The 26,551-nt window shown below is 74.4% G+C and carries 25 protein-coding genes and 1 pseudogene; 14 read left to right on the top strand and 12 right to left on the bottom strand.

All coding sequences use genetic code 11. The features are described from left to right. Positions 1-42: 42 nt before the first annotated feature. The 4 genes from SM577_RS23790 (at position 43) to SM577_RS23805 (ending at position 3,247) form a co-directional block, all read left to right on the top strand. Positions 43-894, top strand: a complete 852-nt coding sequence (locus SM577_RS23790) for an LLM class flavin-dependent oxidoreductase (protein WP_474588008.1) — start codon at positions 43-45, stop codon at positions 892-894. Further along, complete coding sequence (locus tag SM577_RS23795; protein WP_302922628.1) at positions 891-1,340, top strand: nucleoside deaminase; 450 nt, start codon at positions 891-893, stop codon at positions 1,338-1,340. Before SM577_RS23790 ends, SM577_RS23795 begins: the two co-directional genes overlap by 4 nt. A 108-nt stretch (positions 1,341-1,448) precedes the next feature. After that, positions 1,449-2,588 carry a sensor histidine kinase gene (locus SM577_RS23800; RefSeq protein ID WP_302922627.1) on the top strand — a complete coding sequence of 380 codons (1,140 nt, stop codon included), beginning with the start codon at positions 1,449-1,451 and terminating at the stop codon, positions 2,586-2,588. Beyond that, on the top strand, positions 2,585-3,247 hold the full coding sequence (locus SM577_RS23805) for a response regulator transcription factor (RefSeq protein WP_302922626.1): 663 nt from the start codon (positions 2,585-2,587) through the stop codon (positions 3,245-3,247). Before SM577_RS23800 ends, SM577_RS23805 begins: the two co-directional genes overlap by 4 nt. An 87-nt stretch (positions 3,248-3,334) precedes the next feature. Here the strand turns inward: SM577_RS23805 and SM577_RS23810 are convergent, their stop codons facing one another. After that, complete coding sequence (locus tag SM577_RS23810; protein WP_474588009.1) at positions 3,335-3,751, bottom strand: DUF6223 family protein; 417 nt, start codon at positions 3,749-3,751, stop codon at positions 3,335-3,337. A 429-nt stretch (positions 3,752-4,180) separates the two neighbouring features. Beyond that, positions 4,181-4,720, bottom strand: a complete 540-nt coding sequence (locus tag SM577_RS23815) for a DUF1062 domain-containing protein (protein WP_474588010.1) — start codon at positions 4,718-4,720, stop codon at positions 4,181-4,183. Positions 4,721-5,178: 458 nt separating this feature from the next. Between SM577_RS23815 and SM577_RS23820 the strand changes: the two genes are divergently transcribed. Further along, on the top strand, positions 5,179-5,952 hold the full coding sequence (locus SM577_RS23820) for a maleylpyruvate isomerase family mycothiol-dependent enzyme (protein WP_302922623.1): 774 nt from the start codon (positions 5,179-5,181) through the stop codon (positions 5,950-5,952). A 583-nt stretch (positions 5,953-6,535) separates the two neighbouring features. On the opposite strand, the gene SM577_RS23825 is transcribed toward SM577_RS23820, so the two are convergent. Beyond that, positions 6,536-7,072 (bottom strand): AAA family ATPase, encoded by a 537-nt coding sequence (locus SM577_RS23825; protein ID WP_474588011.1) that lies wholly within the window; start codon positions 7,070-7,072, stop codon positions 6,536-6,538. 54 nt (positions 7,073-7,126) lie between these two features. Between SM577_RS23825 and SM577_RS23830 the strand changes: the two genes are divergently transcribed. Beyond that, positions 7,127-8,131 carry a tyrosine-type recombinase/integrase gene (locus tag SM577_RS23830; RefSeq protein ID WP_474588012.1) on the top strand — a complete coding sequence of 335 codons (1,005 nt, stop codon included), beginning with the start codon at positions 7,127-7,129 and terminating at the stop codon, positions 8,129-8,131. Next, positions 8,128-9,144, top strand: coding sequence for a hypothetical protein (locus tag SM577_RS23835; RefSeq protein ID WP_302922620.1), 1,017 nt, complete (start codon positions 8,128-8,130; stop codon positions 9,142-9,144). The genes SM577_RS23830 and SM577_RS23835 overlap by 4 nt, the downstream gene beginning before the upstream one ends. Before the next feature lies 1 nt (position 9,145). Here SM577_RS23835 and SM577_RS23840 read toward each other — a convergent pair whose 3' ends face one another. The 3 genes and pseudogenes from SM577_RS23840 to SM577_RS23850 all read right to left on the bottom strand — a co-directional run bounded on the left by SM577_RS23840 (position 9,146) and on the right by SM577_RS23850 (position 12,708). Continuing rightward, entirely contained in the window at positions 9,146-9,565 is a 420-nt protein-coding gene (locus SM577_RS23840) for a fasciclin domain-containing protein (protein WP_474588030.1), read from the bottom strand. A gap of 1,438 nt (positions 9,566-11,003) precedes the next feature. Next, positions 11,004-11,858, bottom strand: a pseudogene (locus tag SM577_RS23845) (M14 family zinc carboxypeptidase); the annotation flags it as partial. Between the two features lie 70 nt (positions 11,859-11,928). Beyond that, positions 11,929-12,708, bottom strand: a complete 780-nt coding sequence (locus SM577_RS23850) for an endonuclease/exonuclease/phosphatase family protein (RefSeq protein WP_302922617.1) — start codon at positions 12,706-12,708, stop codon at positions 11,929-11,931. Positions 12,709-12,954: 246 nt separating this feature from the next. On the opposite strand from SM577_RS23850, the gene SM577_RS23855 reads away from it, so the two are divergent. The 3 genes from SM577_RS23855 to SM577_RS23865 all read left to right on the top strand — a co-directional run bounded on the left by SM577_RS23855 (position 12,955) and on the right by SM577_RS23865 (position 16,370). After that, a complete protein-coding gene (locus SM577_RS23855; RefSeq protein ID WP_302922616.1) occupies positions 12,955-13,728 on the top strand; it encodes a sulfite exporter TauE/SafE family protein in 774 nt (257 codons plus the stop codon). A 42-nt stretch (positions 13,729-13,770) separates the two neighbouring features. Beyond that, positions 13,771-14,547 (top strand): GNAT family N-acetyltransferase, encoded by a 777-nt coding sequence (locus SM577_RS23860; RefSeq protein WP_474588013.1) that lies wholly within the window; start codon positions 13,771-13,773, stop codon positions 14,545-14,547. A gap of 245 nt (positions 14,548-14,792) precedes the next feature. Beyond that, the gene (locus tag SM577_RS23865) at positions 14,793-16,370 is read left to right on the top strand and encodes a VWA domain-containing protein (protein WP_474588014.1); all 1,578 of its coding nucleotides are present in this window, start codon (positions 14,793-14,795) and stop codon (positions 16,368-16,370) included. Positions 16,371-16,423: 53 nt separating this feature from the next. On the opposite strand, the gene def is transcribed toward SM577_RS23865, so the two are convergent. Further along, positions 16,424-16,933 carry a peptide deformylase gene (gene def / locus SM577_RS23870; RefSeq protein ID WP_302922613.1) on the bottom strand — a complete coding sequence of 170 codons (510 nt, stop codon included), beginning with the start codon at positions 16,931-16,933 and terminating at the stop codon, positions 16,424-16,426. Positions 16,934-16,943: 10 nt separating this feature from the next. Beyond that, positions 16,944-17,732, bottom strand: a complete 789-nt coding sequence (locus SM577_RS23875) for a TetR/AcrR family transcriptional regulator (protein ID WP_302922612.1) — start codon at positions 17,730-17,732, stop codon at positions 16,944-16,946. An 80-nt stretch (positions 17,733-17,812) separates the two neighbouring features. On the opposite strand from SM577_RS23875, the gene SM577_RS23880 reads away from it, so the two are divergent. After that, positions 17,813-18,772, top strand: coding sequence for an ATP-binding cassette domain-containing protein (locus SM577_RS23880; RefSeq protein ID WP_302922611.1), 960 nt, complete (start codon positions 17,813-17,815; stop codon positions 18,770-18,772). Then, the gene (locus SM577_RS23885; protein ID WP_302922610.1) at positions 18,769-19,581 is read left to right on the top strand and encodes an ABC transporter permease; all 813 of its coding nucleotides are present in this window, start codon (positions 18,769-18,771) and stop codon (positions 19,579-19,581) included. Before SM577_RS23880 ends, SM577_RS23885 begins: the two co-directional genes overlap by 4 nt. A 119-nt stretch (positions 19,582-19,700) precedes the next feature. Here the strand turns inward: SM577_RS23885 and SM577_RS23890 are convergent, their stop codons facing one another. Further along, positions 19,701-20,183: a MarR family winged helix-turn-helix transcriptional regulator gene (locus tag SM577_RS23890; protein WP_302922609.1), complete on the bottom strand. Its 483-nt coding sequence runs from the start codon at positions 20,181-20,183 to the stop codon at positions 19,701-19,703. A 42-nt stretch (positions 20,184-20,225) separates the two neighbouring features. Here SM577_RS23890 and pip point away from each other — a divergent pair, with 42 nt between their 5' ends. Beyond that, the gene (gene pip, locus SM577_RS23895; protein WP_474588015.1) at positions 20,226-21,176 is read left to right on the top strand and encodes a prolyl aminopeptidase; all 951 of its coding nucleotides are present in this window, start codon (positions 20,226-20,228) and stop codon (positions 21,174-21,176) included. Positions 21,177-21,274: 98 nt separating this feature from the next. Here pip and SM577_RS23900 read toward each other — a convergent pair whose 3' ends face one another. Together SM577_RS23900 and SM577_RS23905 are read right to left on the bottom strand one after the other, a co-directional pair. Next, entirely contained in the window at positions 21,275-21,862 is a 588-nt protein-coding gene (locus SM577_RS23900; protein ID WP_474588016.1) for a YdeI/OmpD-associated family protein, read from the bottom strand. 172 nt (positions 21,863-22,034) lie between these two features. Further along, positions 22,035-23,255, bottom strand: coding sequence for a chorismate-binding protein (locus SM577_RS23905; protein WP_474588017.1), 1,221 nt, complete (start codon positions 23,253-23,255; stop codon positions 22,035-22,037). A 96-nt stretch (positions 23,256-23,351) separates the two neighbouring features. Here SM577_RS23905 and SM577_RS23910 point away from each other — a divergent pair, with 96 nt between their 5' ends. After that, entirely contained in the window at positions 23,352-23,552 is a 201-nt protein-coding gene (locus SM577_RS23910) for a DUF5999 family protein (protein ID WP_088993863.1), read from the top strand. A gap of 124 nt (positions 23,553-23,676) precedes the next feature. Here the strand turns inward: SM577_RS23910 and gcvP are convergent, their stop codons facing one another. Beyond that, entirely contained in the window at positions 23,677-26,496 is a 2,820-nt protein-coding gene (gcvP, locus tag SM577_RS23915; RefSeq protein ID WP_474588018.1) for an aminomethyl-transferring glycine dehydrogenase, read from the bottom strand. Between the last annotated feature and the right edge of the window lie 55 nt (positions 26,497-26,551).

Consider the following 26,551-nt stretch of genomic DNA (forward strand, 5'->3'; position numbering starts at 1 on the left):
ACTCTGTTCAACCAGCCCGGCACCGCCGAATAGCCTGAACCCGTGAAGATCGGCGTCAACGTCCCCAACTTCGGGCCCGGCACCAACCCCGACGTGCTGCGCCGCTGGGCGCAGACGGTGGAGGGCCTCGGCTTCGACCTGCTGATGGTCTCCGACCACATCGCCGTGACCGCCGACGTCGCCGAGCAGTACCCCGCACCCTTCTACGAACCCTTCACCACCCTCGCCTGGCTGGCCGGCGTCACCGACCGGGTCCGGCTCGGCACCACCGTCCTCGTCGCCCCGTACCGGCACCCGCTGCTCACCGCCCGCATGGCCGCCAACCTCCGGCAACTCAGCGGCGGCCGACTCGTCCTCGGCGTCGGCGTCGGCTGGGCCCGCCAGGAGTTCGCCGCCCTCGGCATCCCGTTCCAGCGCCGCGGCCGGCTCACCGACGACCACCTCTCGGCGATCCGCGACGCCTGGGCCGACGACACCGACTACCGCGGCGGGCCGATACCCATCTGGATCGGCGGCAACAGCGACGCGGGCCTGACCCGGGCCGTCCGCTTCGGCGCCGCCTGGCATCCACTGCGCATCACCCTGCCCTGGCTGCGCGAGGCGACGCGGCGACTGACGGCCGTAGCCGACCAGCAGCGGCGACCCGTCCCCACCCTGGCACCCCGCATCGCGCTACGACTGACCACGACACCGGTCACCGGCCCCCAACGCCTCGCCGGCGAGGGCACCATCGCACAGATCGTCGACGACCTCGACCAGCTGCGCCTCCTCGGCGCCGACACGGTCGTGCTCGACCCCTTCAACGGCGACCCGGACGAGACCCACCGGCCACGGACCGCCTGGCAGGCGCTCGCCACCGTGGCCGCCCACTGGGACCAGACCCACCACCGATGAACGGAGCAACAGTGCACCCCGACGACGACCGTCACCTCCGCAGAGCCATCGCCCTCGCCGACGCGGCACGGCAGGCGGGCAACCCGCCGTTCGGATCCCTGCTGGTGGGTCCGGACGGCACGGTGATCGCCGAAGACCGCAACACCTCCATCACCGACAACGACATCACCGCCCACCCCGAACTGAAGCTGGCCCGGTGGGCGGCCGCGAACCTGACCCCCGAGGTGGCGGCGGGCACCACCATGTACACCAGCTGCCAGCCCTGCGGCATGTGCACCGGCGCGCTCGAACGCTCCGGCCTCGGCCGCGTCGTGTTCGCCCTGGCCACCACCCAGCTCGACAGCCTCAAGTCGCCCAGCTTCACCGCCGGCCCGCGGCCCGTACCCCAGCACGGCCCCGCACTGTTCGACGAGGCCCGCAAACCGGTCGAGGGCTACTACCGCTGACCCACCACCCGCGACGAGAACCGCGCGGCCCGCCGACCCGGGCCCGCCACCGCTGGCACCGACACCGCGGCCTTCTCCGCCCCGACCCGACGGTCTAGGCTTCGGCCCATGTCGAGCTGGCGATGGCACGGCCGGGCCACCACCACCGCCCTGCCGCTCGCCGTCGGCCTGGTCGCCCTCGTCGGCCTGCTCGCGCAGTCCCGCGGCATCGACACCACCGCCGACGCGCTCGCCCTGCTCGCCGTACTGGCCGGCACCGCCGCGCTGTACCCGCGCCGCCGCCACCCGGTGGCGGTGGGCGTCGTGGCCCTGGCCGCCGTCAGCGCGTACGGGGCGCTGCTGCACCGCCCCGGCCCGATCATGCTGGTCTTCGTCGTCGCCCTCTACACCGTCGTCGACGAAGGCCACCTCGCGGCCGCCATCGGCCTCGGCGTCGCCTCCGTGCTCGCCTTCGCCGCCGCCGACAGCTACGACAGCAGCACCGCCAACGGAGCCACCCTGCTGCACGCCGGATGGCTCGTCGCGGTCATCGTCGGCGTCACCCGCAACCGCCGCGCCTACCTCGCCGAGGCACAGGCCCGGGCGCTCGCCGCCGAACAACGCACGGCGGAGGAAGCCCGCCGCCGCGCCACCGAGGAACGACTGCGCATCGCCCGCGACCTGCACGACGTGCTCGGCCACCACCTCTCACTGATCAACGTGCAGGCCAGCGCCGCCCTGCACCGGCCCGACCCGGCCCGCTCCGCGCAGGCCCTCACCGCCATCAAACAGGCCAGCAAGGAGACCCTGCGCGAGCTGCGCACCGCCCTGGGCATCCTGCGCCAGGACGGCGAGGCACCCACCCGACCCGCGCCCGGCCTGCACCGCCTCGACGAGCTGGTCACCACCGCCGGCCGTTCCGGCCTCGCCGTCCGCACCGAGCTGACCGAGCCCCGGCCGCTGCCGCCAGAGGTCGACCTGGCCGCGTACCGGATCCTGCAGGAGGCCCTCACCAACGTGACCCGGCACGCCGGCGCCACCACCGCCGTGATCCGCGTCCGCCCCGACCACGACGACCTGCTGGTCGAAGTCGACGACGACGGCACCGGCACACCCGGCCCGCCCGGCAACGGCATCCTCGGCATGAGCGAGCGAGCCCGCGCCCTCGGCGGCTCGCTCACCACCGGCCCCGGCCCGCACGGCGGCTTCCAGGTCCGCGCCCGCCTGCCGCTGCGCCCCGACCCGATACTCAGCGGAGCGAACCCGTGATCCAGGTGCTGCTCGCCGACGACCAGACCCTGGTCCGCGCCGGCTTCCGGTCCATCCTCGACGGCGAGGATGGCATCCAGGTGGTCGGCGAAGCCGCCGACGGCGCCGAAGCGGTGCGGCTCGCCCGCCAACTCCGCCCCGACGTCGTCCTCATGGACATCCGGATGCCCGGCCTCGACGGCCTGGCCGCCACCCGGGAGATCACCGCCAGCTCACCGGTGCGCGTCATCATCCTGACCACCTTCGACCTGGACGACTACGTCTACGGCGCGCTGCGCGCCGGCGCGAGCGGCTTCCTGGTCAAGGACACCGAACCGGCCGAACTGATCCACGGGGTGCGGGTGGTGGCCCGCGGCGACGCGCTGATCGCACCGGCGATCACCCGCCGGCTGATCGCCGAGTTCACCGCCCGGGCCACGCACCCCGACCCCGGCCCCCGGCTGAACGCGCTCACCGAGCGGGAACGCGAGGTGCTGACGCTGGTCGCCGCCGGCCTGTCCAACGACGAGATCGCCGCACGTCTCGTGCTCAGCCCGGCCACCGCCAAGACACACGTCAGCCGGATCATGACCAAGACCCAGGTCCGCGACCGGGCCCAACTGGTGATCCTCGCCTACGAGTCCGGCCTGACCGTCCCCGGCTGGCTCACCCGCTCCTGACCCGGCCGAACCACGCCAGCGCCGACCCGGCTGAACCCCGTCGACGGGCGCCGACCCGGCCCGTGCGCCGGGTCGGCGCCCCTTCGGTCAGCCGGCGCGGCGGGAGCGGGCCAGCGCCAGCCCACCGAGGACGACCGCGACCAACCCGACCAGCAGGGCCAGGTAGGCCCCACCCCGCCCGTTGCCGGTGCCGATGCCACTGTCCGACGTAGCCACCACCAGCCCACCGAGGGCGATACCCAGCAGACCCGCCACCAGGCTCACGCGGGCGCCGAGCCGACCGGCGCCGAGCCGACCCGCCGGGCGGGCCAGCGCCAACCCGCCGACGATCGCGCCGGCCAGCCCCAGCACGGCGGCCACGCTTGCGCCCAGCCGCCCGGCACTCATGGTGTAGACATCGGCCGCGACCGGCTGGGTCGAGGCGTGCGCGGCCGCCGGCGCGGCGAACCCCACACCCCCGACCAGGGCGGCGGTGGCGGCGGTGAGCAGGTGACGGACGGACATCGGGGTGATCCCTTCGTTGCATGACCGGTACAGGCGGCAGCGTATGGACCAGCCGGGCCCGGAGTCGTCATGCCGGAGTTGCCGAAACGCCTACCACCCCGGTTGTACGCACCCCGCCCGCCACACCACCGGGGTTGTCTCCGGCGAGGGGCGGCATCGACCATCGTCGAAGCCCTTCCCGAAGCGCCTCCGCGGGAAGACCGGGGACCGATGCAGGAGCATCGATCCGCAGGCCGTATACGCAGCGTCACGAATCCCACCTCCACACCGCGCGCGAGGTGGTGCTCCTGGCAGTTCACCGCCGCGCTGCTGGCCCGGGAACTGCCCTGGTGCACACCGCCCTCGGTGACGGGGGACAGGGGAGACCCCGGTGGGCCGGGCGACAGGGGTGCGGCCGGGCGGGCACCTGGCCCGCCCGGCCGCTGCCGGTTAGTCGCCGGCCATCACGGTGAACGTGAATCCGGCGCTCGTCCGACGGCTCAGCGGAACGTCGCACTTGACCCGACGCCGTACGTCGTTCCTGCTGAGGCCGAGCCCGTGCGCGATGAGCCGCTCGGGGCGCACCGGCACCGGATCCTCGAAGGCGACCTCCACCCGGACCGGCCACGCCTCGTCGCGCCACGTCGACGGGATGTCCAGCCGCCAGGCGTCCGTCCAGTCCAGGGTGAAGCGGTTGCGCCGGGCGAGCAGGGGATCCAGCAGCCTGGCGGCCACCAGGGCCGGATCGTTGACGTGGTAGCCGTGGAGCTCGGCCGGATCGAAGGAGGTGACCGGCGCCCGCTCACGCACGGTGAGCTTGCTCGTCCGGTCGCAGGACACGCAGCGGACCAGCAGCCACACGTCCAGCAGGTTGCCGTTGGCGTTGACCCGGAACCTGCCGTCGCCGGTGGTGGCCGACCCGGACCGGCAGTCCACGCAGCGCAGCGACAGCAGCGGCAGCCTGGTCCGACGAACGACCCAGGGCAGCACGGTATGAGGTTGTGAAGACATGAACTCTCTAGACCTGATCTCTCGAGACCCGACACGAGGCCGATTACGCGCGGCCTCGAACGCTGCATGACCGGGCGCACGAGGGCAGCCCGGCGGAACCGACGGGAGCGTCGGCTACCGGTGAGCGGAAGAAGGTGTCAGGTCTAGAGAGCAGGCGGGGTCACGCGGTTATGTCCTCTGTCTTCACGGCGACGGGCCGTCGGCAACCTACGGGAGCGCGCGGGGAACGCTCAACCGTTTTCCGAGTTGGTAGCGGGCCTGGTGGTTGCGCTGGTGCTCTTGGCTCAGATGGTAGGTCCGTAGCGGTCGAAGTCGCCGTTGGCGAGCAGTGCGCGGAGTTCAGGACGGCTTCGGCGCCGGCGCTCCGCCCGGCCGTCGACGCGTTCGTCCGACAAATTCGCTACCCGGCGGCCGGAGCGCAGTGCTAGACAACCGACGTGCAAAACATCTTGGAGTTCCCCGAGGTCCTGCGGCTGATCGAAGACCGCTCGGCCGCGTTCCGCGCCGCGATCGCGTCCGCCCCCGACCTTGACGTTCAGGTCCCGACCTGCCCGGACTGGACGCTGCGCGAACTGGCGCAGCACCTCGGCGACGGCCGTCGCCGCCAGGCCGCCATCGTCGCGGCGGGCCCGGGCGCTGAGCCCCCGGCTAGGACGGACCCGAAGGGCGCCCCGACCGCCCCCCGCGACCGCGAAGCCCTGGACGCCTGGCTCGCCGAGTCGACCGCACTCATGCTCGACGCGATGCGCGAGGCCGGCCCGGACCGCGGCTGCTGGACCTGGTGGGGCCGCTCGCAGGCCCCGGAGACCAGCGGAGCCGTGGCCCGGCACCAGATCCAGGAGATCGCCGTCCACACCTACGACGCCCAGCTCACCCAGGGGGCCGCACAGCCGCTGCCGACGGACGTCGCGGTCGAGGGCGTCGACGAGTTCCTGACGACCGTCGCGGCGACGACCGTCCCCTGGCCGTTCAAGCCGGCGACCATCGACCTGCACACGACCGAGGGCCGCTCCTGGCGCCTGACCCTCAACGCCGACGGCGTCCGCTGCGACGACCTCGCCGCCGACGCGGAACCGGGCGACATGGCGATGCGAGGCACCGCGAGCGAAATGGTCCTCTACTTCTACGATCGCGTCCCGCTCGACGGCCTGGAGACCACCGGCGACACCGAGCCGATGGAGCAGCTCGCAGACTGGGACCCGAACGCGTAAAGCGCGCACTTGTGACGTATCTGTCGGTTGTGCGCGCGCTCCTGGGCGCGCCACTGGGCCGGGGGTTGCGGACATCGCGCGGCTGCGGGCAGGTTGCGGGCCTGCTGTTCAAGGGCGAAAGGCGCACCTGCGGGCGGCTCGCGCTCGACTGGGGACGGTGCGCGGCGGGTGCAGATTGCTGGGACCGGCCTGGTAGATCAAGCAGCGAGTCGGTAGCGGGCCCGGTGGTTGCGCTGGTGTTCTTTTCGAGGTGGGAGTGTCCGGTAACGGTCGAAGTCGCCGTTGGCGAGCGGGGCGCGGAGTCTCAGGACGGCTTGGCGCCGGCCAGTGAGCCGTTCGGCGGGGCGGTGACGTAGACGACGGGGGTGCGGTCGCCGCCGGGATAGCGGGCCCGGCCTCGCAGTTCGTGCAACCGGCCCAGCTGTTTGATCGCGGTGGTCTTGCCGGTCGCCGCGGCGCATCAGCTCAGGACGGTTGAGAACAAACATCGGCGCCGCTGACCCGGGTGAAGTTCCAGGTCATCCGCCTACCGGCAGCGATTCGATAATGTACATTATGTCAAGTAACCGGATCCGGGCCCCCCTCACCGGGGCGGTCCCAGGTACGCCGCCACCGCTGCGGCGCGTCGCTCGACCGGGCCGGGTGGGACGTCGACCAGGTGGTAGCCGTGCTCCGCGTACACCCGCTCGTGCACGCGGGCGAACTCCAGCGCCTCGGTGTAGCTGATCCGGCGGGCCGCCGTCGGCATGACGAAACCCAGTGGCCGCACCAGGAACACCTGGCGCTGGTAGATCCCCTCCCGGGCCGCCCGCTCGACCTCCGCCGCCAGCACCTCGCCGACCGGCCGGCGCAGGAACCGGGCCAGCGCGAGCGTGCACAGTGGTGAGCGGTCGTACACCTGCACCGGGCCGCGTGCCCCGGTCTGGCGCGCCCGCTGGAGCCGGGTGACGGCCTCGACGAAGTCCGGCTCCGCCCACGGCTCGGCCACGCCCCGGGCCTGCCCCGCCGCGATCACGTCGGTGGCCGCCTCGGCGACGACCGGATATCCCCGCCGGCGCAGTTCCTCGGCGATGCTGGTCTTGCCCGCTCCCGGAGCGCCGGTCAGCACGTACCGTCGCATCCGCGCCCTCCCCTGACCTGTCGACGAACGCGAAAATCATGCATAATATCCCTTATGCATGACAAACAGGACGAATCGGTGCAACAGCTGATCGAGGAGTTCCTGACCGCCCGGGCCACCCGCAAGCCGTCCCCGCACACGCTCGAGGCGTACCGGCGGGACCTGCGCACCGTCGCGGCCCTGGCCGGCGAGCTGGTCACCCCTCCCCTCCCCCTGGACGCTTTGGGCATCAGCGCCCTCACTCCCCGGCTGATGCGCGCGGCGTTCGCCCGGTACGCCGCCCCGCGCGCGGCGGCGTCGGTGCACCGGGCCTGGTCCACCTGGAACAGTTTCTTCTCCTTCCTGGTCGCCGACGGGGTGGTGGGCGGCAACCCGATGCCGGCGGTGGACCGGCCCAGGGCGCCGCTCCCCCGGCCCAAGCCGCTGCGCGGGGCGGACACTCCGGAGCAGTTGTTGACCGCGGTGGCCCGCGAGCACGCCCGGCAGCGTGACCCGTGGCCGGAGCGGGACGTGGCGGTGCTGGCGTTGGCGCTCTGCGCGGGGTTGCGCCTGTCGGAGCTGCTGGCGCTGCGGGTGGGCTCGCTGGCGGGCCGGCCCGGTGAGCGGCGCGTCGACGTGGCGGGCAAGGGCGGGCGGCCGCGGGTGGTGCCGATCGAACCGGAGCTGGACGGGGTGCTGGTGGCCTACCTGGACAGCCGGGCCCGGCGGTTCGGGGCGCGCACGGTGCGGCCGGACGCGCCGCTGCTGGTGGACCGCCGCGGCGCGCCGCTGCGCCGGGGCGGGCTGCAGTACCTGGTGGAGTCATGTTACCGGCGGGCGGGCATCACCGACCGGGTGCCGCCGGGGGCCCGGTTGCACGCGCTGCGGCACACCTTCGCGACCCGGTTGGCCGAGGACGGCGCGAGCGCCGCGGAGATCATGCGGTTGCTGGGGCACGCGTCGTTGGCGTCGTCGCAGGCGTACATCGAGGTGACGGCCGGTCAGCAGCGGGACGCGGTGCGGGCCAACCGCACCAACCGGGTGTTGGCGGGGCTGGTGCGCGGGGAGCTGCCGCGGTGAGGGTGGGCGCGGCGCGCGCGGTGGCGGCCCGGTGGGTGCGGGAGTACGCGGCGCGGGAGCCGGGTGTGCGGGGCGCGTTGCTCAGTGGTTCGACGGTGGGCATGCCCGCGGACGCGGTGCTGCCGCCGTGGTCGGACGTGGACGTGCTGGTGGTGCGGGACGCGCCGGCCGGGAAGCTGGGCAAGTTCCGCTGGGGCGGGGTGTTGCTGGAGGTGACGTTCCTGACCTGGGCGGAGCTGGGTGCGCCGGAGGAGGTGCTGGGGTCGTTCGTGTTCGCCGGGTGTGTGCGGGCGGGCGCGGTGCTGGCGGATCCGACGGGGCGGTTGGCGGCGGCGCACCGGCGGGTGGCGGCGGAGTTCGCCGAGCCGCGGTGGGTGCGGCGGCGGTGTGCCGGGGTGCGGGAGCGCGTCGAGCGGGGGTTGCGGGAGCTGGACGCCGCGGCGCCGTTGCACGAGCAGGTGACGGCGTGGCTGTTTCCGACGTCGTTGACGGCGGTGCTGCCGCTGGTGGCGGGGTTGGTCGAGCCGACGGTGCGGCGGCGTTACGTGCGGGCGGCGCAGCTGCTGGCCGCATGTGGGCTGGCGGGGCGCTATCCGGGTCTGTTGGCGCTGTTGGACGGTGGCGGGGTGGGTCCGGCGCGGGTGCGGGAGCATCTGGCCGGGTTGGCGCGCACGTTCGACGTGGCGGCCGAGGTGGCGCGGACGCCGTTCTTCTTCAGTGCCGACATCACGCCGGCGGCGCGGGTGGTGGCGGTGGACGGCAGCGCGGCGTTGGTGGCGGCGGGGTGGCATCGGGAGGCGATGTTCTGGATCCTGGCGACGTACGCCCGGTGTCACGCGATCCTGGCGGCGGACGCGCCGGAGTGGGGTGCGCGGTTGCTGCCGTTGTTCGAGGCGGCGTTGGCGGATCTGGGGGTGGCGTCGGCGGCGGATCGGCGGCGGCGGGCGGACGCGGTGCTGGCGTACCTGCCCGGGTTGTGGGAGACGGCGGAGCTGGTGCTGGCGCGGCGGTGACTCAGTGGGCGCGGTGGCCGGTGCCGTCGGCGGTGGTGGGCAGGGGGCCGAGGACGGTGTCGACGATGTGGATGCGGGCGCGGGTGGCCTGGTAGTCGGCGCAGACGGCGTCGGCCTTGCCGCCGAAGCGGGTGGTCGGGCCGGTGCGGGTGACGGTGAGGGTGGTGCCGTCGAGGGTGCGGGTGGTGCCGGCGGCGGCGAGTTCGTCGACGGTGTGGGCGCCGGCGATGAGGTGCGCGGTGACGAGGGTGCGCAGTTTCTGGTGGTCCCGGGTCATCAGGGTGTCCCAGGTGTCGTCGGAGAACTTGGCGGCGAAGGCGTCGTCGGTGGGCGCGAGGATGGTGATCCCGCCGGTGGTGTCGAGGCCGGTGAGGGCGCCGCTGGTGCGTAGCGCCGCCTCGAAGGTGGTGAGGGTGGGCATCCAGGTCAGGGCCGCCTCGGCGGGTTGGCCGGCGAGGAAGGTGGGGTTGCCGGGTTCGCTGCCGGTGGGTAGGGCGGCGCAGAGCGGGCCGGTGACCGCGACGGCGGTGGCCGGGGCCGGTGCGGGGCGGGCGCTGTCGTCGGCGGTGCAGGCGGTGGCGGCGAGCAGCAGGGCCGCGGCGGCGAGGGCGGGTGCGGTGCGGGGGTGCGGCACGGCGGCCTCCACGGGGTGTGGTGGTGCCGGCGAGCAGCGGCGTGTCGGCGCCGGTGGTGTTGCGGGCCAGGTCGACCGGGCCGGTGACGGTGACGTCGATCAGGGAGATCGCGTCGGTGGTGCCGGTGATCCGGACGGGGCCGGTGACGGTGCTGTCGGCGAGCAGGACGCCGGCGGCGCCGGTGGCGGTGACCGGGCCGGTGATGGTGCTGCCGGTGGCGACGAGGGTGGCGCCGGGGCGGACGGTGACCGGGCCGGTGACGGTGGCGCCGGCCAGGCAGGCGAAGCCGGTGACGGTCAGTGGTCCGGTTCGCTTGCCGGTGAGGGTCGGGTAGACGCGTTCGCCGTCGGTGAGGTTCTCCACGCCCTGGGCGTCGAGCAGCAGCGGGATGAGGCCGCGTTCGGGTTGGTTGAGGGGTACGTAGTAGCTGTCGCCGGTCTTGACGACCTTCCAGCCGTGGGCGGCGAGGCGTTGGGCGACGGTGGTGCCGGTGCCGCCGGGTCCGTCGGTGCGGGCGCCGTGGTACTGCTCCTCGGTGAGCCGGTAGGCGCACGGTGGGTTGTCGAGGATGAGGTCGGGTCGGGGGGCGTCCAGCGGTGGTGGGCTGTCGCCGGGGTGCGGTGCCGGGTGGGCGGGGATGGGTCGGGAGCCGCGGAAGACCAGCCGGCCGGTGTTGGCGGCCTGGCCGGTGATGGCCTGGGCGCGGGCGGTGGTGATGTCGGCCAGTTGGGCGCGGTGGTAGTCGAGGAACTGGTGGAACGTCCACAGCGCCGAGTAGGTCTTGCGGCGCCGGTTGTTGGCGGTGTTGCCCTCGTCGGGTCGGGTCTGGCCGCCGGAGCTGCGCAGTTCGAGCAGGCTGTTGACGACGTTCTTCAGGCCGAGGGTGTTGCGCAGGATGGTTTCCTCGCTGAGGCCGACGTTGCCGCCGCCTTCGCAGCCGTAGGGGCAGGCCCACCAGCCGGCCTGGGCGCCCTCGCGGTACATGTGCCCTTCGATCATGTCCTGGGACTCGTCGAAGATGGACTGGGCGACGTTCTGGTGGCGGGGCGGCAGCATGGGCAGGTCGCCGGCGCGGGAGTTGCCGTACTCGTGGCCGTCGTAGCCGGCGACGGGCCGGTAGTCGCGGATCATGGCGACGTACGCGGCGGTCTCGGGTTGGCGGATGAGCGAGTAGTCGCGGTTGAGGTCCTGGCCGGTGGAGTTGCCGCGGGTGTTGGCGGCGCGGCCGTCACCGTTGATGGTGGGCACGATCAGGACGGTGGTGTGGCTGAGCAGGTCGGTGACGCGCTGGTCGGTGCTGAAGGCGAGTTGCCGGGCCATGATGAGGCAGGCTTCGCGGTCGCCGGGTTCGTTGCCGTGGACGTTGCAGTTGATGGCGACCGGTGCGGTGGCGGCGACGGCGGCCGGGGTGGCCGGTGGGGTCGGGTATCCGATGACGAACATGTTGATCGGCCGGTCGCGGACGGTGCGGCCGATCTCGACGACGCGGACCCGGTCGCTGAGTTGGTCGATGGCGGCGGTGTAGGCGTACTCGTCGGTGTCGCTGGTGTACTGGGCGGCGCGGGTGGTCTCCCACTGGGTGCGCAGCTGTTCGCCGGGGGTGTCGGGGTTGCCCCAGGGTGCGGTGGTGGTGCCGGCGACGGGCTCGGACCAGGGCTGTTCGGTGGTGCCGATGCGGGCGCGGACCCGCCAGCGGAACCGGTCGCCGGGGTGGAAGCCGGCGTCGGCGAAGGTGGGTGAGGTCTGGTTGATCTGCCGGTTGGGGCGCCAGATGCCGACGATGGTGGGCGGGCCGGTGGGGGTGTCGGTGGCGTCGACGGCGGTGCGTTCGATCTGGTAGTCGGTGGCGTCGGGGACCGGCTGCCAGGCGAGGGTGGCGTATCCGTCGGCCTGGTCGACGGTGAGGTCGGTGACCTGGTGGGGTGCGGGGGTGTCCTGCTGTCGGGCGCTGGCCGGGGTGGCGACGAGGCTGACGGCGAGGAGCGTGGACAGTGCGATGAGGATGTTTCGGCGTCTCACGTGGCCTCCATGGCGAGGACTGGTTGACCGTGACGCGGTTTGGACCAGCATGATCGGCATGGATCACTGACGCAATGAGCTTGAGGAATTCTTGTGGTAAGGGGTCGTGCCCGAGTTGCCGCTGACCGGTTCAGCCGAGGTCGACCAGCAGGGGGCGGTGGTCGGAGATGGTGGACAGTGGGGTGTGCACGCCGGTGACCGGTGGTAGCTGGTCGATGCCCTGCCGGTCGGCGAGGACGTGGTCGAGTTGCACCCGGGGTTGCCCGGCGGGGTAGGTGGGGCGGCGGCCCAGGGGTCGCCAGCCGGAGACGAGGCGGGCGGCCCAGGCGGGCAGGTTCAGGTCGCCGAGCAGGATGCGGGGGGCGGGCAGGGTGCGCAGGGCGCGGACGACCTGGCGCAGCTGGTGGGCGTTCCAGCCGGGGACGAAGGACAGGTGGGTGGCGGCGACGGTGAGCGGGCCGTGGGGGGTGTCGAGGATCGCGGCGAGCAGCACGCGGGGTTCGTCGTGGAGCAGGACGAGCCCACCGCCGGGGCCGGGGACGTAGACCGGTGAGCGGACCGGCGCGGGGCGCAGCCGGGTGACCCGCCAGCCGCGTACCGGGTGGCGGCTGACCAGTCCGATGCCGTAGCAGGGTTCGCCGTGCCCGTCGTCGTCGTGGGTGAGGGGGCGGAACGTCTCGCCGGGGGTGCCGACGACGGCGGCGGCGAAGCGGTGTTCGGGGGCGTCGAGGGCGCGGGCGGCGATGGCGGTGAGGTCGAGTTTGCCGCTGCGGCTCTGGTCGCGGTCGACCTCCTGCAGGGCGAGGATGTCGGCGTCCAGGGCGGTGACGGCGGCGGTGAGGCGGTCGGGGTCGACCAGGCCGTCGGTGAGGGAACGGCCGTGCAGCAGGTTGAACGTGGCCAGGCGCACGTTTGCACCCTACGATGCCGTGGCACAGTTGCCCGGTGCTCAGGGTGTTGCTGTGTTCGGCGCTGGTGTTCGTGGCGGTCGGCGCGGTGGGTGTCTGGCTGCGCCGCCGGCGCGGCCGCTGAGGTGCTCTCTCCCGCCCCGATGTCGGCCGGCCGGTTCGCGCCGCGTCGGGCGGGGTGTCGGTGCTGGTGAGGCTGGCCACAGACGGTCTCGTCGCCGGGGTGCCGGTGGGAAGAATGGCGGCCCGTGGACCCCGTATCGCTGACCACCCTGCTCGCCGCGGCCGCCATGGCCGGCTGGGTCGACGCGGTGGTGGGCGGCGGCGGTCTGCTGCTGTTGCCGGCGCTGCTGGTGGGGGCGCCGGGGGTGCCGGTGGCCACCGCGCTGGGCACGAACAAGCTGGCGGCGATCGCGGGGACCACGACCGCGGCGGTGACGTACGCGCGGCGTACCAAGCTCGACTGGGCGGTGGCCGGGCCGGCGGCCGGGTTGGCGGTGCTCTGCGCCGGGCTGGGCGCGGCGCTGGCCGGCAGCGTGCCGGGGTCGGCGTACCGGCCGGTGGTGCTGGTGGTGCTGGTGTCGGTGGCGGTGTTCGTGTTGCTGCGGCCCCGGCTCGGGGTGGTGGCGGCACCGCAGCGGCGCACCCCGAAGCGGGTGGTGGCGGCGGTGGCGGTGGCCGGCGTGGGCATCGCCCTGTACGACGGGCTGATCGGCCCGGGCACCGGCACGTTCCTGGTGCTGGCGTTCACCGCGCTGATCGGCGCGGACTTCGTGCACGGCTCGGCGATGGCGAAGGTGGTCAACGCCGGCACGAACCTGGGCGCGCTGGTGGTGTTCGCGGCGACCGGGCACGTGTGGTGGCTGCTGGGCGCGGGCATGGCGGTGTGCAACATCGCCGGGGCGGTGCTGGGGGCGCGGATGGCGTTGCGCCGCGGCGCCGGGTTCGTGCGGCTGGTGCTGCTGGTGGTGGTGCTGGCGCTGGTCGGCAAGCTCGGCTACGACCAGTGGCTGGCCGGCTGACCGGCCGGCGGGCCCCGGCACCCGGTGTGTGATCATCGGCGGGTGCCGGTGCGCGCGGAACACGACCGGGCCGTCCTGGCGCGACTGCTGGGCCGGGATCCGGTGCTGCACGCCTACCAGTTGGGCGACCTGGACGACTTCTTCTGGCCGTACACCTCGTGGTTCCGCCGCGGCGACGAGGTGGCGTTGCTGTACCACGGCGCCGACCCGCCCACCCTGCTGGCGTTCGCCGCGCCGGCCCGGGTGCCGGCGCTGGCGGCGCTGCTGCGCGAGCTGGCGCCGGTGCTGCCGGCCCGGCTGTACGCGCACCTGTCCCCCGGTCTAGAGCCGGCGCTGGCCGGCGGGTTCACCCTCGGCGCGGCCGGCGGGCACCACAAGATGGCGCTGACCGACCCGGCCCGGCTGACCACGGTGACCCCGGCCGGGGTGGTGCTGCACGCCGGTGACCTGCCGGCGCTGCGCCGGCTCTACGCGGCCGCCTACCCGGGCAACTGGTTCGACCCGCGGATGCTGGACACCGGCCAGCATGTGGGGGTGCGCGACGGCGACGAGCTGGTGGCGGTGGCCGGGGTGCACGTGTACTCCCCCGCCTACCGGGTCGCGGCGCTGGGCAACGTCACCACCCATCCGCTGGTCCGCGGCCGGGGCCTGGCCGGGGCGGCGGTGGCCGCCCTGTGCGGGCGGCTGCGCGGCCAGGTCGATCACGTCACGTTGAACGTCAAGGCCGACAACACGGCCGCGCTGCGGCTCTACGACCGGCTCGGCTTCACCCGCGTCGCCGACTACGGCGAGTACACGCTGACCGCCCGGCTGTCCTGACCAACCGTTGTCGGTCGATGACGGACCGTCCGGTCGGGGCGGGCGGGCCGGCCGGCGGTGCGGACCGGACGACCGGCCCAACCGTGACGCGAAACCCTCTCCGGCGGCACGTCCGGCGCTGATGCGAGGTCGGAAACCCGACGCTGACCTGGGCTTGTGTCGGACCGGCGGAAGCCGGCGGCAGCCCTAGCGTCGGGCGGCAGAGGCCGCGCGATCCGGGCGCGGCGGAGCTGAGGGAGCAACGCATGGCAACAGCAGCAGGACCGCGGCGACGATCACGCTGGGTGATCGTGGCGGCCGGTGTGACGGCCGCGGTGACCGGGTTGGCGACCCCCGCGCTGGCCGCGCCCGGGGTGAGCCCGGCAACCGTCGACCGCGACGCCGACCCGGGCACGTCGATCCCGGTGGCGAAGGTGGTCTCCACCCCGCCGATCCCGCCGAAGCCCGACGTGGTGCTGCTGGTCGACACGACCGGCAGCATGGGCGGGGCGATCGCCAACGTCCGCACCAACCTGCAACAGGTCATCACCGACGTGCGCACGGCGCAGCCCGGCGCGCACTTCGCGGTGGCCTCCTACCGCGACACCGGCGACGGCGCCGAACTGTTCCGGGTCCGGCAGGACCTCACCGACGACGCCACCGCGCTGCAGGACGCGGTGGACGGGCTCGCCGCCGGCGGCGGCGGGGACACCCCGGAGGCGTGGGTGAACGCCCTGGTAGAGGTCTCCGAAGGGGCGATCGGTTACCGGACGGGCAGCAGCCGGATCGTGGTGCTGATCGGAGACGCGCCCAGCCACGACCCGAGCAACGGGCGCACCGCCGCGCAGGCGGCCGCGGCGTTGCAGGCCGACGAGGCCCGGCTGCTGGCGGTGAACGTCTCCGGCGGCGGTGGCGGCCTGGACGCCACCGGGCAGGCCAGCGCGCTGGTCGCGGCCACCGGCGGCCAGCTGGTGGGCAGCTCCCCCGACACGGTGACCGCGGCGATCCTCGCCGGCCTGCGCGACCTCGACGTCACGGTCACCCCGACGGTGACCGGCTGCGACCCGGGGCTGTCGGTGGGCTTCGACGCGCCGTCGCGGACCCAGCAGTCCGGCACCGACGTGCCGTTCGCGGAGACCGTCACGGTGGCGGCCGACGCCGCCCAGGGCGCGGTGCTGCACTGCACGGTGCAGTTCCTGCTCAACGGCCTCTCCGGCGGGCCGGCGTTCACCCAGCGGATCGCCGTGCGGGTCAACGACGTCACCCCGCCGGTGGTGGTCGTCGACGACCGTACGGTGGAGGCGACCAGCCCGGCCGGCGCGGTGATCGACTACCCGGCCTCGGCCACCGACAACGTCGACGGGCCGCTGACCCCGACCTGCGCGCCGCCGCCGGGGGCCACGTTCCCGCTCGGCGCCACCACTGTCACCTGCACCGCCACCGACGCGGCCGGCAACACCGGCAGCGACACCGCGGTGATGCGGGTGGTCGACACCACCGCGCCGGCGACGGGGTGCGTGCCGACCAACAACCCCGGCGGCGACAACACCCCCGGCTCGGACAACCCGGACGGCTTCTACCAGCTGACCTCCACCGACATCGTGGACACCGCGGTGGAGGTGTTCATCGGCGACGCCGCGGACCCGACGGTGCGGTTCGGCCCGTTCCCGGCCGGCACGAAGATCAAGCTGGTGCAGGCGCCGGGCGCGCATTCGCGGGTCAAGGACGGCACCGGCGACATCGACTACAAGGTGACGTTGCGCGGTGACGCGGTCATCACCGGTGTCGACGACGCCGGCAACACCTCGACAGCGGTGTGCCTGGTGGCGCCTCCGCCGAAGTGACCGGCCGCGGGGGCGGTCGGCTGGCCGCCCCCGCACCCGTCACCGGACGCGGGTCAGCCGCGCCGGGTGGGCGAGTCGAACTGGCCGGCGCGGATCTCCCGCAGCGCCCGGCGGCGGACGTCACCGCGCAGGGTGTCGACGTAGAGCCGGCCGGTCAGGTGGTCGGTCTCGTGTTGCAGGGCGCGGGCCAGGAACCCGCTCCCGGAGATGGTCAGCGGCTCGCCGTGCTGGTCGAAACCGTGCGCGGTGGCGTGCAGCGCCCGCCGGGTCGGGAAGTAGAGCCCGGGGATGGACAGGCAGCCCTCGTCGTCGTCCTGGGTTTCCTCGGACAGCTCCAGGGTCGGGTTGACCAGGTGGCCGCGGTGGCCGTCGGCGTCGTAGACGAACACCTGGGCGCTGACCCCGATCTGGTTGGCCGCCACGCCGGCGCGTCCGGGCGCGCCGAGCAGGGTGTCCATCAGGTCGCTGACCAGGGCGCGCAGTTCGGCGTCGAAGCTGGTCACCGGCTCGCACGGGGTGCGCAGCACCGGGTCGCCGATGATCCGGATGGGCCGCATCGTCATGCCGGCAAGATTATCCGGCGGCCGGCGGGGCGCCACCGCCCGGGCGGTCGCGGATCAGCACCTCGATGCCGTCGAGGATGCGGTGCAGCCCGAACTCGAAGGCGCGCGCCGGGTCGCCGGCGGCCTGGTACTCCTCGCCGGCGGCGGCGCCGACCCGCGCGGCGACCGGGAAGCGGCGCGGGTCCATCGCCTTCTCCAGGTACGGGGCGTGCGCCTGCCACCACTGGTCCTCGGTCATCCCGGTGCGCTCGGCGGCCTGGGCGGCCTCCACCGCGCCGCGTACCGCGCCGTGCACGAACCCGGAGATCAGCGTGACCACGGCGTCCATCTCCAGGTCGGTCAGGCCGATGCCGTCGACGGCGCGCAGCTCGTACTCGTAGCGGGCGATCACGTTGGGGCCCAGCGGTGGGCGGGTGGTGGCGACCTGCAGCAGCCAGGGGTGGCGCAGGTACAGCGCCCGGGTCTCCCGGGCGATCTGTTCGAGCCGGCCCCGCCACCCGCCGGGCACGTCCTCGGGGCGGGCGGTCTCGCCGTAGACGGTGTCGAGCATGACGTCGAGCAGTTCGCCCTTGCCCGGCACGTACGTGTAGAGGCTCATGGTGCCCACCCCGAGGCGCTCGGCGACCCGGCGCATGGACAGCGCGGCGAGCCCCTCGGTGTCGGCGACCTCGATCGCGGCCCGGACGATCCGGTCGACGCTCAGGTCGGGCCGCCCCTTGCGGCTGACCCGTTCCCGGGTGCGCCACAGCAGGGCGAGGCTGCGGGCCGGGTCGCCGGTGCCGCTGTACTCCGTCGTCACCCCCGGCACTTTACCGTCGCCTGTACCGTACGTCGTACGGTACGCTGTACGGCGCGCCGATTCGGGAGACGGGAGCGCTGATGCACATCGACACACCGGCCATCGAGGCCGACGGGCTGCGCAAGCGGTACGGCGACACCGAGGCCCTGGCCGGGCTGGACCTGGCGGTGCCGGCCGGGCAGGTCTGCGCCCTGCTCGGCCCCAACGGGGCGGGCAAGACCACCGCGGTGCGGATCCTCACCACCCTGCTGCGACCCGACGCCGGCCGGGCCCGGGTCGCCGGGCACGACGTGGCGCGCCACCCCGACCGGGTGCGCGCCGCGATCGGCCTGGTCGGGCAGCACGCCGCGGTCGACGAGGTGCTCAGCGGCCGGCAGAACCTCGTCCTCTTCGGCCGGCTGCACCACCTGCCGGCGCGCGCCGCCCGGGCCCGCGCCGACGAACTGCTCGACCGCTTCGGCCTGGCCGACACCGGCACCCGGCCGGTCTCCGGCTACTCCGGTGGCATGCGCCGCCGGCTCGACCTGGCCGCCAGCCTGGTCCTCGCCCCCGGCGTGCTCTTCCTCGACGAGCCCACCACCGGGCTCGACCCGCGCGGGCGCAGCGAGGTGTGGGACGCCGTACGCGACCTCGTCGCCGAGGGCACCACCGTGCTGCTGACCACCCAGTACCTGGAGGAGGCCGACCAGCTCGCCGACAGCATCCGGGTGATCGACGGCGGCCGGGTGGTCGCCGCCGGCACCCCCGACCAGCTCAAGAACGACCTCGGCGGCGACCGGCTCGACGTGGTGTGCGACCGCGCCGCCGACCTCGACCGGGCCGCCGCCCTGGTCGCCGCCGCCACCTGCGCCACCCCGAGCGTCGACCCGGCCGCGCTGCGGATCAGCGTCCCGGTCGGCGACCGGGTAGCCGCGCTGGCCGCCGTGCTGCGCGCGCTGGACGGCGTCGGCGTCGCCGACGTGGCCGTGCGCCGCCCCACCCTCGACGAGGTGTTCCTGCGCCTCACCGACACCTCGACCACCCGGAAGGTGACCGTATGAGCAGCCTCACCCTCGCCCCGCACCGGCTGCGCTGGGCGGTCACCGACAGCGCCGTGCTCACCGGCCGGGCGCTGCGGCACTGGGCCCGCCAACCCGGGCAGCTGGTCGTCGGGCTGCTCTTCCCCGTGCTGCTGGTGCTGATGTTCGGCTACCTGTTCGGCGGGGCGATGTCGGTGCCCGGCGGCGGCGACTACCGCGAGTTCCTGCTGCCCGGCCTGTTCGCCATGACGATGGCCTTCGGCATCGAGGCCACCTACGCGGCGGTGGCCACCGACACCGCCCGCGGGGTCACCGACCGGTTCCGGTCGCTGCCGATGGCCCCGTCGGCGGTGGTGACCGGCCGGGCCGCCGCCGACCTGCTGCACTCCGCCGCCGGCCTGGCGGTGATGCTCGGCTGCGGCTGGCTGGTCGGCTGGCAGTGGCGCAACGGCCTCGCCCCCGCGCTGGCCGCGGTCGGGCTGCTCCTGCTGCTGCGGGTCGCGCTGATCTGGGTCGGCATCTACCTGGCGCTGCTGCTGCGCCGGCCCGAGTCGGTGGTGGCGTTGCAGATCCTGGTCTGGCCGGTCGGGTTCACCTCCAACGCGTACGTGCCGCCGGAGACGATGCCGGGCTGGCTGGCCGCGCTGGCCGAGTGGAACCCGCTGTCGGCGACGGTGGCGGCCGGCCGGGAACTGTTCGGCAATCCCGGCTGGGGCGGTGAGTCGTTCGCCGCGCAGCACGCCGTCGCCCTCGCCGTGGTCTGGCCGTTGCTGCTGATCGCGGTGTTCCTGCCGCTGTCGGTGCGCCGCTACCGGCGGCTGAGCCGCTGACCGGCCGCCGTGGGGGTGCCACCGACGCCGGTGGCGCCCCCGCGGTCGTCCCCGGCGTCGGTGGCGGCCGGCCAGGTCGGGCATCGGGCGGCCGGCGCCGCAGGCCCGGTCGACGCAGGTCAGCGCGGTGGGGGCAGGCCGGCGTCGGCGATGCGCCGGCGCAGGGGCCGGCGGTCCACCGCGGCGAGCACCGCGCGCAGCAGGTCGGCCAGTGGCACCGGCAGTTCGGCGTCCAGGTCGCGCAGCGCAGCGGTGGTGGCCGCCCACTCGGCCTCGATGACCGGCAGCAGCTCGCGGGCCCGGTCGGTCAGGTGCACGATCCGGTGCCGGGCGTCCGCGCCGGGGGCCAGCTCGACCAGGCCGGCCCGGGCCATCTGCGCCACGGTCTGGCTGGCCGCCGAGTGGGTGACCCCGACCCGGCGGGCCAGGTCCCGGATGGGCAGCGGCCCGTCGGCGACCAGCACCCGCAGCGGCGGGGAGAACCGGGGCCGGTAGTCGGCCAGGCCCCGCTCGGCGTAGACGGCGGCCACGTCGCCGTCGAGCACCTCCAGGACGTGCCGCAGCAGCGTCCCCACCGCCTCCCGGTCCGGCAGTTCCGTCACCCCGCTAATGTAACAGCGCTGTTGTATCTGAGGGAGGACGGGATGTACGAAGCGGTGGAGCCGTACGCGCACGGGCTGCTCGACGTGGGCGACGGCCAGCTCGTGTACTGGGAGACCTGCGGCAACCCGGAGGGCAAGCCGGCGGTGGTGCTGCACGGCGGCCCCGGCTCCGGCGCCACGCCGGGCTGGCGGCGCTACTTCGACCCGGCCCGCTACCGGGTGGTCCTGTTCGACCAGCGTGGCTGCGGCCGCAGCCGCCCGCACGCCGCCGACCCGGCGGTCGACCTGTCCGTCAACACCACCGACCACCTGATCGCCGACATCGAGCGGCTGCGCGCGCACCTGGGCGTGGACCGCTGGCTGGTGCTCGGCGCGTCCTGGGGCTCCACCCTCGGCCTGGCCTACGCCCAGCGCCACCCGGAGCGGGTCAGCGAGCTGGTGCTGTTCAGCGTGGTCACCACCAGCCGCCGGGAGGTCGAGTGGATCACCCGGGAGATGGGGCGGATCTTCCCGGCCGAGTGGGTCCGCTTCCGCGACGGGGTGCCCCCGGCCGACCGCGACGGCGACCTCGCCGACGCGTACGCCCGGCTGCTGGCCGACGCGGACCCGGCGGTGCGCGAGCGGGCCGCCCGGGACTGGTGCGCCTGGGAGGACACCCACGTCGGCACCGTCCCCGGCCACCGCCCCGACCCCCGCTACGCCGACCCGGTGTTCCGGATGGCCTTCGCGCGGCTGGTCACCCACTACTGGCGGCACGCCGCCTTCCTGCCCGACGGCCAGCTGCTGGGCGAGGCGGGCCGGCTCGCCGGCATCCCCGGGGTGCTGCTGCACGGCCGGCTCGACGTCAGCAGCCCGCCCGAGATCCCCTGGCGGCTGGCGCAGGCGTGGCCGGACGCCCGCCTGGAGCTGCTGGACGCCGCCGGGCACGGCGCCGGCCACGGCATCGGCGCCCGGGTGCTGGCCGCGCTGGACGGGTTCGCCGACCGCCGCTGAACGCCGCACACCCGGGTGCTCGGCGCCCCGGCCTCCGGTGGACTGAGACCCGCGCGGCGCCCGTGCCGGCCGGACGGGCGCGGGACCGCGGGCGGGTCTCAGTCGTCGAGGGTGCGCCGCTGCGGGTGGATCGTCTCGCCGCGGGCGAGCATGTCGACGAACTGGGCGATCCGCCGGGCCCGGGTGTCGGCGCGCTTGGCGCTGCCGACCCGGTACAGGACGGCGTACCGGTTCTGGGCGGTGAGGATGTCGAACATCGCCCGTGCCCGGGGCTGCGCGGCCAGCGCGGCGGCCAGGTCGTCGGGCACCTGGGCGCTGGCCTGCCCCGGGTAGGCCGCGTCCCACCGGCCGTCGGCCCGGGCGCGCTCGACCTCGGCCATCCCGGCCGGACGCATCCGCCCTTCGTCGATCAGCCGGGTGGCGAGGTCGACGTTGCGCGCCGACCACGGGCTGCGGGCCCGCCGCGGGGTGAACCGTATCCGGTAGGTGTGCTCGTCGCGGCGCCCGGCCTGGCCGTCGATCCAGCCGTGGCAGAGCGCCTCCTCGAGCGCCTGGTCGTAGCTGAGGCTGGTCGGTCGCGTCGTGCCCTGCCGGGCGAGCACCAGCCACACCGCCGCCACGTTGTCGTGGTGCGCGGCCAGCCACTCCTGCCACGCAGCGGCGTCGGCCACCACCAACTCCGCCACCCGATCTCCTGCCCCCACCCCGACCTCCTCACCCACAACCGCACCCTCGACACCCTCCGTTGATCATGAGGTTGGCCGTGCGGGAACGGACATTCCACCCCGCCAACCTCATGATCAACGCGAATGGCGACCCGGCGGCCACCGTACCGGGGGGCACCGACAGGGAAGGGGGTCAGCGGGCGGCGAGGGTGGCGCGGACGGGGGCGGTCTTGGCGGCCGCCTCGGCGACCTCGGCGTCCGGGTCGCTGTCCCAGGTGATGCCGCCGCCGGCCCAGACGTGCACCCGGTCGCCGTCGGCGGCGGCGGTGCGGATGGTCAGCCCCAGGTCGATCCGGCCCGGCGCGACCCAGCCGAGCGCGCCCATGCTGGCGCCCCGGCCGACCGGCTCCAGGGCGGCGATCCGGTCCAGCGCGGCGAGCTTCGGCGCGCCGGTGACCGACCCGCCGGGGCAGACCGCGCGCAGCAGGTCGGCCAGGCCGAGCCCGTCGGCCACCGCCGCGGAGACGGTGGACTCGGCCTGCCACAGGTCGCACCAGCGGCGCACGGCGAACAGCTCGTCCACCCGGACGGTGCCGGTGCGGGCGACCCGGGCCAGGTCGTTGCGTTCCAGGTCGACGATCATCACGTGTTCGGCGCGTTCCTTGGCCGAGGCGAGCAGTTCGGCGCGGCCGGCGGCGGTGGCCGGGCGGGTGCCCTTGATCGGGCGGGTGACCAGCCGGCCGTCGGCCAGCTCGACCAGGGTCTCCGGGGAGGCGCAGCCGATCGCCCAGCCGGCGCCGGCGAGGGTGCCGCCGTAGCGGGCGCCGGGCAGCGCGCCGAGGCGGGCCAGCGCCGGCAGCGGGTCGCCGGCGTACCGGGCGGCGGCGTGGCCGACCACGTTGACCTGGTAGACGTCGCCGCGACCGATGGCCGCGCGCACGGCGCGCACCGCGTCGGCGTGCTGGCCGGGCGTCCAGCTCTCCGCCCAGTCGCCGAGCCACCAGCCGGCCGGCGGCGGCGCGGGCGCCGGCGGCGTCGGGGTGTGGCCGTAGACGACCACGGCGACCTCCGGCAGGTCGGCCGGGTTGGCGGCGCCGGGCGGGCCGCCGGCCAGCAGCGCGCCGGCGGCGGCGGAGACGTAGAGCGCGGCCCCGCACGCCCCGGTCGGGTCGTGCCGGGCGGCCGGGCGGGCCAGGTCGTGCAGCGGCACGCCGTGGGCGGCGAGGAACTCCTCGGCGCGGGCGGCCGGGTCGCCGCCGTCGGCGGGCCGCCACTCCCACCGGGCGCGTTCGACCAGCGTACGGCGGCAGCCGGCGGGCGCCGCCGGCACATCGATCAGCCTCTCGCTTGGGAGCGTTTCCACGCCGTCCGGCCCAATCCGCCTCGTCCGTTCAGTGGATTTCCCGTCGACCACGCGCACATCTGCTCGATGTTGGCCACTTTCGCTTGGTACTGTGCGTCACTGGTCATGTGAACCATGACACAGTGCCCCCACAGTCCGGAGAACCCGATGTGCCAGCACCAACCCACCTGCCCCTCCGCCGAGGCGACCGACCGGGAGGCCGCCCGGGTCATCGCCTGCTTCCCTGAGCAGGGCTGGAGCCTGCTCTGCAACGGTGTCATCGTCTTCGAGGACACCGGTGAACTGCTCCCCGACGGCCGCACCATCGCCCCGCACCGCGGGCCCGCCCGGCACGCCCTTGTCGCCTGACCTGTCACGCTCCGTCACGTAACTCTTCGCGTCGGCCCAGGCTAGTCCCCCGGTCGGGACACTCGCCGGCAGGTCGGCGTACCCGCCGGGGCGGCACCCATGACCGCCCCGGCGTCCCGCGACGTCAGCTCTCGAACGCCTCCGGTGAGGGGCACGAGCAGACCAGGTTCCGGTCGCCGTACGCGCCGTCGATCCGCCGCACCGGCGGCCAGTACTTCCCGACCCGGTCCACCCCGCCCGGGTACGCGCCCACCGACCGCGGGTACGGGTGCGGCCAGTTGTCGCCGCTGACCATCGCCGCGGTGTGCGGCGCGTTCGCCAGGGGGTTGTCGCCGGCCGGCCACTCCCCCGCACCCACCTTGTCGATCTCCGCCCGGATGGCGATCATCGCGTCGCAGAACCGGTCCAGCTCGGCCAGGTCCTCGCTCTCCGTCGGCTCCACCATCAGCGTCCCCGCCACCGGGAACGACATGGTCGGGGCGTGGAAGCCGTAGTCGATCAGCCGCTTCGCCACGTCGTCCACGCTCACCCCGGTCGCCCTGGTCAGCGGCCGCAGGTCGAGGATGCACTCGTGCGCCACCAGGCCCTTGTTGCCGGCGTACAGCACCGGGTAGTGGGCGCGCAGCCGCGCCGCCACGTAGTTCGCCGCGAGCACCGCCACCCCGGTGGCCCGGGTCAGCCCGGCCGCGCCCATCATCCGCAGGTACGCCCACGGGATCGGCAGGATCCCCGCCGACCCGTACTTCGCCGCCGAGATGGCCGGCCGGCCGTCGACGTGGCCGCCCAGCGGGTCGCCGGGCAGGAACGGCGCCAGGTGCGCCCGCACCGCCACCGGGCCGACCCCCGGCCCGCCGCCGCCGTGCGGGATGCAGAACGTCTTGTGCAGGTTCAGGTGCGACACGTCCGCCCCGAACCGGCCCGGCTTGGCGAACCCGACCAGCGCGTTGAGGTTCGCGCCGTCGACGTACACCTGCCCGCCGGCCTCGTGGACCTTCGCGCACAGCTGCGCGATGCCGGTCTCGTACACCCCGTGCGTCGACGGGTACGTCACCATGATCGCGGCGAGCGCGTCCCGGTGCTTGTCGATCTTCGCGTCGAGGTCGACCAGGTCGACGTTGCCGTCGGCGTCGCAGCCGACCACCACCACCCGCATGCCGGCCATCACCGCGCTGGCGGCGTTGGTGCCGTGCGCCGACGACGGGATCAGGCACACGTCCCGGTGCCCCTCACCCCGCGAGGCGTGGTACGAGCGGATGGCCAGCAGCCCGGCCAGCTCACCCTGGGAACCGGCGTTGGGCTGCACGCTGACCGCGTCGTAGCCGGTCACCTCGGCCAGCCAGCCCTCCAGCTGGGCGATCATCTCCCGGTAGCCGGCGGTCTGCTCCGCCGGCGCGAACGGGTGGATGTGGGCGAACTCCGCCCAGCTCACCGGCTCCATCTCGGTGGTCGCGTTGAGCTTCATCGTGCACGAGCCGAGCGGGATCATGCCCCGGTCCAGGGCGTAGTCGAAGTCCGAGAGCCGCCGCAGGTAGCGCAGCATCGCCGTCTCGGAGTGGTGGCTGCGGAACACCGGGTGGGTGAGGAAGTCCGAGGTGCGGGCCAGCGTCGCCGGCAACGCCGGGTCGCCGGCGCCGGCGAAGGCGGGCACGCCGAACGCCGCCCACACCGCCTCCAGGTGCGCCACCGTGGTGGTCTCGTCGCAGGCGATGCCCACCCGGTCGGCGTCGACCAGCCGCAGGTTCACCCGCCGCTCGGCCGCGGCGGCGACCACCTCGGCCGCGCGGCCGGGCACCGTCGCGGTGACGGTGTCGAAGAACGCGACGTCCGCGACGTCCACCCCGCCGGCGCGCAGCCCGGCCGCGAGCCGCGCCGCCATCTCGTGGGTACGCCGGGCGATGGCCCGCAGCCCGTCCGGGCCGTGGTAGACGGCGTACATGCCGGCCATCACGGCGAGCAGCACCTGCGCGGTGCAGATGTTGCTGGTCGCCTTCTCCCGCCGGATGTGCTGCTCGCGGGTCTGCAACGCCAGCCGGTACGCGGGGTTGCCGTCGGCGTCACGGGACACCCCGACCAGCCGGCCGGGCAGCATCCGCTCCAGCCCGGAGCGGACCGCCAGGTAGCCGGCGTGCGGGCCGCCGAAACCCATCGGCACGCCGAAGCGCTGGGTGGTGCCGGCGGCGATGTCGGCGCCGATCTCCCCCGGCGGGCGCAGCAGGGTCAACGCCAGCAGGTCCGCCGCCACGGTGACCAGCGCCCCGGCGGCGTGCGCCGCCTCGACCAGGGCGGCCTGGTCGCGGACCGCCCCGGACGCGCCCGGGTACTGCAGGTGCAGACCGAAGAACTCGCCCGGCAGCTCGTCGGCGGCCACGTCCAGCACCCGCACCTCGATGCCGAGCGGCTCGGCCCGGCTGGCGATCACCGCGATGGTCTGCGGCAGGGTGTCGGCGTCGACCACGTACACCGGGCTCTTGCTCTTCGACGCCCGGCGGGCCAGGGTCATCGCCTCGGCCGCGGCGGTGCCCTCGTCGAGCATCGAGGCGTTGGCGGTGGCCAGGCCGGTCAGGTCGGTCACCATGGTCTGGAAGTTCAGCAACGCCTCCAGCCGGCCCTGGCTGATCTCCGGCTGGTACGGCGTGTACGCCGTGTACCAGGCCGGGTCCTCCAGCACGTTGCGGCGGATCACCGCCGGGGTGTGCGTGCCGTGGTAGCCCAGGCCGATCATGGACACGGCGACGGTGTTGCGGGCCGCCAGGGCGCGCAGCTCGGCGATCGCCTGCTGCTCGGTGGCCGGCGCCGGCAGGTCGAGGGTGCCGTGCCAGCGGATCACCTCCGGGATGGCGGCGTCCATCAACTCGTCGATCGAGCCGTATCCGACCGTTTCCAGCATCCGGCGCTCGTCGTCCGGATCGGGGCCGATGTGGCGGGCGGCGAACTGCTCTGTCATGGGGTGCGCTCCCGGGAGGCGAGGTCGACGGGTCGGCCTCCCCCTGAGTCGCGCC

This window comes from Micromonospora desertarenae, assembly GCF_056150265.1.